This is a genomic window from Colwellia sp. 6M3 (assembly GCF_014077595.1).
GTDB lineage: Bacteria > Pseudomonadota > Gammaproteobacteria > Enterobacterales > Alteromonadaceae > Cognaticolwellia.
The window spans coordinates 23,819-31,736 of sequence record NZ_JACGWF010000049.1 but is presented as its reverse complement, the minus strand read 5'-3'; the positions used below and the strand labels follow the sequence as shown (position 1 = coordinate 31,736).

The 7,918-nt window shown below is 36.5% G+C and carries 6 protein-coding genes; 5 read left to right on the top strand and 1 reads right to left on the bottom strand.

Annotated elements, in window-relative coordinates; translation table 11 throughout:
* The first annotated feature begins 238 nt into the window (after positions 1-238).
* The 3 genes from H4J50_RS11730 (at position 239) to H4J50_RS11720 (ending at position 3,988) form a co-directional block, all read left to right on the top strand.
* The gene (locus H4J50_RS11730) at positions 239-1,477 is read left to right on the top strand and encodes a malic enzyme-like NAD(P)-binding protein (protein WP_182256596.1); all 1,239 of its coding nucleotides are present in this window, start codon (positions 239-241) and stop codon (positions 1,475-1,477) included.
* A gap of 322 nt (positions 1,478-1,799) precedes the next feature.
* Positions 1,800-3,071, top strand: coding sequence for a mechanosensitive ion channel family protein (locus H4J50_RS11725; RefSeq protein ID WP_182256594.1), 1,272 nt, complete (start codon positions 1,800-1,802; stop codon positions 3,069-3,071).
* Between the two features lie 137 nt (positions 3,072-3,208).
* On the top strand, positions 3,209-3,988 hold the full coding sequence (locus H4J50_RS11720) for a ZIP family metal transporter (RefSeq protein WP_220466176.1): 780 nt from the start codon (positions 3,209-3,211) through the stop codon (positions 3,986-3,988).
* Positions 3,989-4,053: 65 nt separating this feature from the next.
* On the opposite strand, the gene H4J50_RS11715 is transcribed toward H4J50_RS11720, so the two are convergent.
* Positions 4,054-6,432: a bifunctional diguanylate cyclase/phosphodiesterase gene (locus H4J50_RS11715; protein ID WP_182256592.1), complete on the bottom strand. Its 2,379-nt coding sequence runs from the start codon at positions 6,430-6,432 to the stop codon at positions 4,054-4,056.
* Between the two features lie 690 nt (positions 6,433-7,122).
* Here H4J50_RS11715 and H4J50_RS11710 point away from each other — a divergent pair.
* Positions 7,123-7,332 (top strand): hypothetical protein, encoded by a 210-nt coding sequence (locus H4J50_RS11710; protein WP_108455975.1) that lies wholly within the window; start codon positions 7,123-7,125, stop codon positions 7,330-7,332.
* A gap of 190 nt (positions 7,333-7,522) precedes the next feature.
* Entirely contained in the window at positions 7,523-7,900 is a 378-nt protein-coding gene (gene rnk / locus H4J50_RS11705; RefSeq protein WP_182256590.1) for a nucleoside diphosphate kinase regulator, read from the top strand.
* The last annotated feature ends 18 nt before the right edge of the window (positions 7,901-7,918 follow it).

Genomic DNA, 7,918 nt, shown 5'->3' with positions numbered 1-7,918 from the left:
TGACATAACTGACAGGATTTGTGATTTTATTTAATCTTTAGCAAAAGTTTAGCCCCATTAGGATTTTCTATTTGGTAAGCATTTGCATCCATAAACCGCTGCCTCGTAAATTTTAAATCAAACTCTACAGGGCAGACTAAATTCACAAAATGTCGATAAATAGTCTTGTTAATGCAATACAAATAAAAGTTTATGAGCACTAGCTCATGACATATACCCATTCAATTAAAGGTCCACTATGATAGATTTTAAACAACGAGCACTGGATTACCACGCTCAACCAACACCGGGAAAAATAGCGGTGCAAATAACAACTGCAGCGGAAACCAGTGAAGATTTATCATTGGCATACAGCCCAGGTGTAGCAGAGCCTTGTAGAGCAATAGCTGAAAATCCAGACGATGTTTACAAATACACAGGCAAAGGAAATACCGTTGCGGTTATATCAAATGGTAGTGCTGTTTTAGGTTTAGGTAATTTAGGCCCAATGGCGTCTAAGCCTGTTATGGAAGGTAAAGCGTTGCTATTTAAGCGCTTTGCTAATATTGATTCGTTTGATATTGAAGTGAATCATAAAACCCCTGAAGAGTTTATTAATACTGTTGCTAGTATTGCAGATACTTTTGGTGGTATTAACTTAGAAGATATAAAAGCACCAGACTGTTTTATTATCGAAAAAGCGCTACAAGAGCGCTGTAAAATCCCTATTTTTCATGATGATCAACATGGTACCGCTATCGTTACTTGTGCAGCTATGATTAATGCATTGGAAATTCAAGGTAAAGACATTGAGCACGCTGTTATTGTTTGTTTAGGTGCTGGTGCTGCAGCAATTGCTTGCATGGAACTTTTAATTCAATGTGGAGCAAAGCGCGAAAAAATTTATATGCTTGATACCAAGGGCGTTGTGCATACTCGTCGAAGTGATCTAAACGAATATAAAATGCTATTTGCCAACAATACAGATAAACGCACACTTGATGATGCAATAGCCGAAGCGGATGTTTTTGTTGGTGTATCAGGGCCTAATTTGTTGTCGAAGGAGCAGTTGTTAACAATGGCGGAAAACCCTATTGTTTTTGCTTGTTCTAATCCTGATCCTGAAATTAAACCAGAAATTGCACATTCAGTTAGAGATGATTTAATTATGGCGACAGGGCGTTCTGATTATCCTAATCAAGTGAATAACGTATTGTGCTTCCCGTTTATTTTTCGTGGTGCATTAGACGTACGAGCAAGAAAAATTAATAATGAAATGAAAATAGCGGCGGTACACGCTATTCGTACTTTAGCAAAAGCTGAAGTGCCAGAAAGCGTATTAAAAGCCAGTGGAGAAAAGTCATTAAGCTTCGGTAAAAACTATATTATTCCTCGCCCTATGGACCCAAGGCTTTGCCATAATGTGGCAAAGGCGGTAGCGGAAGCTGCAGTTGCGTCAGGTGTTGCTCAAATACCTATGCCTAAGTGTTATCTCTAAGCCATTTAGTTTTTGAGCCAGTCATTGGCATTTGTTTTTACTTTCCCTTCTACTTCTATTGTAAGTTTGAATGAAATAAAGCGTTATCACCTAGCGATGCCTCTTGCGTTAGGTGATAATGGCTGCATTTAATTGTTAATATACATTCCTGTTTGATTTAATTGTTGTAGCTACCTTTAACGTGCGAGTTAAGTTATTGTGCTACATGCGTTTAAATTGAGTTTAAAAGTTAAAATAGTAATGTAAATAACTCTAAAACATGATTTTTTGATAAGTGTGTTTATCACAAAAACCTTCGAATTAAGTATAAGGTAACTAAATAATGACTGAAACAAGAGCGCAAATAAGAGAGTTTTTATTAGGTTGGTTTGGGCAAAACCTCCCAGGTAATGTCTTTTTTTGGTATGACATGTTAGTCATTGTATGGATAGCTACCTTTGCGATTGCGTTGCATTTTATTATTAGAGGCGCAGCTAAACACTTTTTAAAAGATACTTGTAATAATAATGACACCTTAGAAGGTCAAAACCTAACGATAAAGTTAATTCAACGGCTTGCCAGACGACTTTCATTTGCGCTTCAAGGGGCTTTAGTTGTTATACAAGCGAAGCTCTGGATAGCCGAAGGAGTATGGTTTCTTCACGTTGTTGAGGTAGTAACCGACCAATGGATTATTCTCTTTGCATTATTATCGTTATTTACCTTTTTAGATATTCTTCAATCGATTTCTGACAGACGGGAAACTCGGGGGCACTTTCCATTAAGAGGTTTGCTACAAACCGTTAAGCTTGTTGCTAGTATTTTAACTACTATTTTAGCTGTGTCGTTACTGATGGATAAATCACCACTTATTTTATTGAGTGGTTTGGGTGCTTTGTCTGCGGTATTGTTATTGGTTTTTAAAGACCCTATTTTAGGTTTAGTGGCGGGTATACAGCTTTCTGCAAATAACATGCTTGCTGTTGGCGATTGGCTTGAAATGCCAAAGTATGGCGCAGACGGTGATGTAGTTGATATTGCTTTAACCACTGTAAAAGTGAGAAATTGGGATAAAACTATTACTACAATTCCAACTTATGCACTTATTTCTGACTCTTTTAAAAACTGGCGTGGTATGTCTGAAGCTGGTGGCAGAAGAATAAAACGTAGTATTCATGTTGAAATGAGTAGCGTTTGTTTTTTAAGTAAAGAACAATTAGGTGAGTTGAAAAAGGCGCAACTTTTAAGTGACTATATTGCCAGTACAATTACAGAAATTGAAAAAGAGAATATTGATAAAAAAGCCGATATGACTGTGATTCAAAATGGTCGCCGCATGACCAATGTAGGTACGTTCAGAAAGTATTTGGTATCTTATTTAAAAAATCACCCTAAAATTCATCAAGGGATGACGTTAATCGTTCGCCAGTTAGAGCCAACAACTTTTGGTTTACCTATTGAAATTTATGCCTTTACTAACACAACCAGTTGGAATGCTTACGAGGATATTCAATCAGATATTTTCGATCATATTATTGCAGTTTTACCGGCATTTTCACTTAGAGTTCATGAGTCGCCTACGGGTAACGATATTCGGTTGTTGGCAAAACATTAAACAACTAAATATTAAGTAACTAAACATTAACTTCAATATTGGTACTTTTACGTTTTAATAGAAATTTAAACGTATCGCTTTAGGCTTAGCCCTAGCAATAGGGCTTTCAATTAACAAAATACTAAGTAGATTTAACCATGATTAATCCAGGATTAGAGGCTGCAATTTGGGGGGGCGTTTCAGGGCTTGCACTTATACTTGGCGCCTTAGTGGGTTACTTTATTAATTTACCTCATAAAGTTATTTCCAGTATTATGGCGTTTGGTGCGGGTGTTCTAATATCAGCACTATCATTTGAGCTAATGGCTAAGGCAACAGAACAAGGAGGGTTGTTATATGCCGTTAGCGGCTTTGCTTCTGGTGTTTTAGTTTACTCAATAGCGAATTACTTTGTATCTCATGGTGGTGGGCTTCATCGTAAACGCTCACAAGGTATACCTAAACATGCAAAAATAACAACGGATAAAAGCAAGATTGCTACATCTGCCGGTATGGCTATTGCTTTAGGCGCACTACTTGATGGTATTCCAGAATCAGCAGCAATTGGAGTCAGTATGCTTGAAGGAGGCAGTGTTGCTTTAGTCACAGTTTTTGCGGTATTTATGTCAAATATACCTGAGGGGCTATCAAGTTCGGCGGGTATGAAAAAAGCAGGAAAAAGCGCTACTTTTGTTTTTACACTTTGGATTGCTATTACCTTAGTCCTAGCATTATCGGCTTATTTAGGCTTAACCCTTTTAGGGCAACTCGGTAATGAATATATTGGTTTTGCTACCGCATTAGCGGCAGGGGCTATCTTAGTGATGATCATACAAACTATGATCCCAGAAGCTTTTGAAGATATGCATGATATAACTGGCCCGATTGCAGCGGTAGGTTTTTTAGTCGCTTATAGTGCCAGTGAAATATTTAGTTAATTAATGACGTTAAAGTAACCATTAATAATTCAGAAGCAATAGCACGTCTGGAGATGTAGTGAGTATTATTTAATAATACTCACTAGGCCATCAAACCGCTCTGGCTTATGTAAATAATACCCTTGTGCAAACTCAACGCCCATTTCTTCTAGATAAGCTAAGGCCTGCTTGTCTTCAACAAACTCTGCAACGATAACTTTTCCTAAGGTTTTTCCGATATTGCTAATAGCGTTAACCATCGCTTTGTCGGTATCATCGTTGGCCATATTTCTGACAAACGCGCCGTCAATTTTGAGATATTTCACAGGGAATTGCTTTAAGTAAGCAAAAGAAGACAGTCCTGCACCAAAATCGTCTAATGCAAAACTGCTGCCCATAGCTTTGAGCTTTTCCATAAATTCGCACACAACAGTTAAGTTGCTAACTGCTGCCGTTTCGGTTATTTCAAAACACAGGCAACTTGCAGGAATGTTATATTGCTTAATGGTGTTAATTGTATAATGAGTAAAATCTTCGTGATCAAAACTTTTACCAGAAATATTAATATGGCATACGTCTATATTATTCAATTTCAAAGGATAACGTTGTAGATGTTCACAAACTTTGTGAATTACCCAGCGATCTATTAAATGTACGAGATTAAAGCGTTCAGCGGCAGGTAAGAATGCATTCGGAGGGATAACTTCATTATTATCTCCTAGCATACGAACGAGTACTTCGATGTGCGTATTTTTATTAGCAGATAAAGGCACTATTTTTTGTGCATCTAGATATAACTTGTCTGTATCAATAGCTCGGCGAATACGTTCAATCCATTCCATTTGAACGCGTCTTGCAGCAAGTTCTACATCATCTTGGTAGGTCATTATAACGCGGTTTCGACCTTGCTCTTTGGCCATGTGACAAGCTGAGTCTGCTGCTTGTAATATTGAGGCTTCATCACCGCTAGTGGCCATAATAGGGGTAATGCCAATACTACAGCCAATATTAAAGGCACGCCCATCCCAACTAAAAGGTAGTTGGCTGAGACTATCACGAAGATTTTCTGCCATTTTAATCGCTTGTTCAGGATCACAACAATCGAGGATTAAGCCAAATTCATCGCCACCTAAACGAGCCAATAAGTCACTTTTTCTTAATTGACGACTGAACAGTTGTGTAACTTGCAATAATAGCTGGTCGCCTGCGAAATGACCCAGTGTGTCATTAATGACTTTAAATTGATCTAAATCGATAAAACATAGGCAATGGACAAAATTTTCACTTCGAGCTTTATGTAACGACTCGCTTAAGTAGCCATCAAAAGCTCTGCGGTTGATCAGGCCAGTTAAATTATCGTGACGTGCTTGATAACTTAATTCATTACTGAGTCGATGTTGCTCTGACACATCTTCAATAATACAAATGTAGCGCACTTCAGACGGGTTGCCCCATTCGAATCGCGACATAGTGGTTTGCACCCATACAACGCTTTTATCAATAGTATGTAACCGTTGTTTAAAAGTTACTCGTTCACTTTCTCCTTTATCTAATAAAGAGCGCTCTTCATTAAATATATTACTATCATCTGGATGTATCAGCTGGTTATACCTTAGCTGCGACAGAACGGTGTAGTTGTATTTTAAAATACTACATAAGGCATTATTAGCTTCAATAATCCGCCCGTTTGCATCTAATTGAGCGATACCCACGGCAGCATTTTCGAAAGTACTTCTAAATTTATATTCAGAAACACGAATTGTGGCGGTTAATTTTTTAAGCAATAGTGTTGCTATACCACCTAATAGTAGAAAAAATATAACGCTGGCAATCGATAATAAAGAAGTAATAACGCGACTGGCTAAACTCATTTTTACCTGAAATTGACTTTGTGGTTGTGCTAAGCGATTGGTTATTTCATCTAGCTCTATTTGTACGGCTTCGACTTCTGAAGGAGAGGTTTGCAATGCTATAGGCAGCTTTTCAATGGTATCGCCTAATCTTATTACCCATGGATCAGAACTTCTCCATGCTGTAATAGCATCGTTAAAATAAGGTGCATTTTGAAATAAACGAAATAACCAAATCATTTTTGCAATATCGTCAGGGTGATTTCCACCTTGTAAAAAGCTGCGGTATGCCGATTGATAATCTAATTTATCACGCTCTAAAATAAGACGGCCACGCAGGTGTCCAAGCGGAATTTGATATTTTTCGCGTGTGAGTTGTAGTTCACGAGGATCACCAGAATTTACATACTTTTTAGCTTGTCTAACAGATTCACTGACCCCGTGAGACCAGTTGCTTAAAGCGGCTAAATAAACAGAAGTACCAGACTGAATCTGAATGATTAACAGCGTAAAGCCAATGGCGATTGCGCCAAGTAATGCGAGCAACGATACCGTAAGTTTTAGACGGTAGCGGTTAGATTTCTTTTTTATTTTTGTACCCAATACGCTTAGCATAGTTATCCTTTATTGAGCAATAATAATGCATGAGAATCATGTCAAGTTATAAACGGCTAATTCATTGTAAATTAAGATAAACACTATTAGCTTACCCGAGCGGTATTTTTAGTCAATAAATAACGTAAATACTGCTTAAGCTAAAAAACGTAAAACTGTAAACATGATTTATTTTTGTCTAGTTAAACTAATAACCTTGTTATTTTATAGTTTTATTCAGAGCTATAATTATAAATTTTAAACTTATAGGTTCGCTCTTTCATTAACCTTTTTAGCTCATATTGCATTGTTACAGTATGGTGCAAAAGTATGGTGAAAAACATACTATAATTTAACCTAGAATGTATATTTGAATAAATACCTACACTTGAAATTTAACTGGTTGAGCACCATGTAATTTATAACCTAAGTTACACCAACTTTAATACTACTTTAATAAATTTAAGCTAAGATTATAAAATGCTTACATTATCATTTATACAGTTTGTTGCCCCAGTTAATGAACTTGTTATTTCATGGATGCTACCTATATGCATCTTACCTGATTTCGGTGGCTAAGCGCTTTTTACTTAGTCACCCAGCCCAAGCACTAACTTACATCATTTCAACGTACTCATTGTACTAGCCATACTTAGCTTGAATTTATGTAATCAACTTTAACACTACTTATTCAAGATTGAGAACAGGTATATGAAAAATATTTTTTGGGATTATCTCTTTGAATCATCAGAGTTAATAGAGAATGCAACGAATGATAAAAAAGCAGTTTATGAGTTGGTTTCTGCTCGATTAGAAACCATTGAGTTACTTTATGAACGTAGTTTTGAACCAGTAGATTCTTATGAAGAATTTGTGGCAGTTAAATTAATTAAAGCAATCTCACAGGTGATAAAAAAGTAATGTTTTCGAGTGTGCATTGCAATAACAAACCATTAATTACTGGCTTAAAGTTTATTGCGCTTAAATGCATCGCTCAGTAGGTATGTTTAAAAGGAGTTTATTATTGAAAAATTAGCGACTGTTTATATTTTTAATTTATACATACAAATTATGTTTCTTGGCAAAATTTTTAATAAAAGAGGGGTATACAATGATTAAACCAAAAATAATTATTAGCAATGAAGATTATGATGCCTTACAGGCTATGTTAGAAAAAGAAACTTTTATGCCGTCTCATGACTTACTGATAGCTGAATTGGATCGGGCAAAAATTGTAGCAAAAGTTAAATTGCCCAATAATGTAGTAAGGATGAATTCAACCGTAACATTTACCATGCTTTCGACACAGAAAACATTTTCCTTAAAACTCGTTTATCCTAAAGATACTAAGGAAAGTGGTACTTTATCTATTTTGACCCCTGTTGGCAGTGCCTTAATTGGCTTATCTATTGGTCAAGAGATCGAGTGGCCTATAGAGAACAACAAAACCACTGTTGTTCATATAGACTCCATTGATTGTACCGATTAGTTAATTCGCAAAGGATAA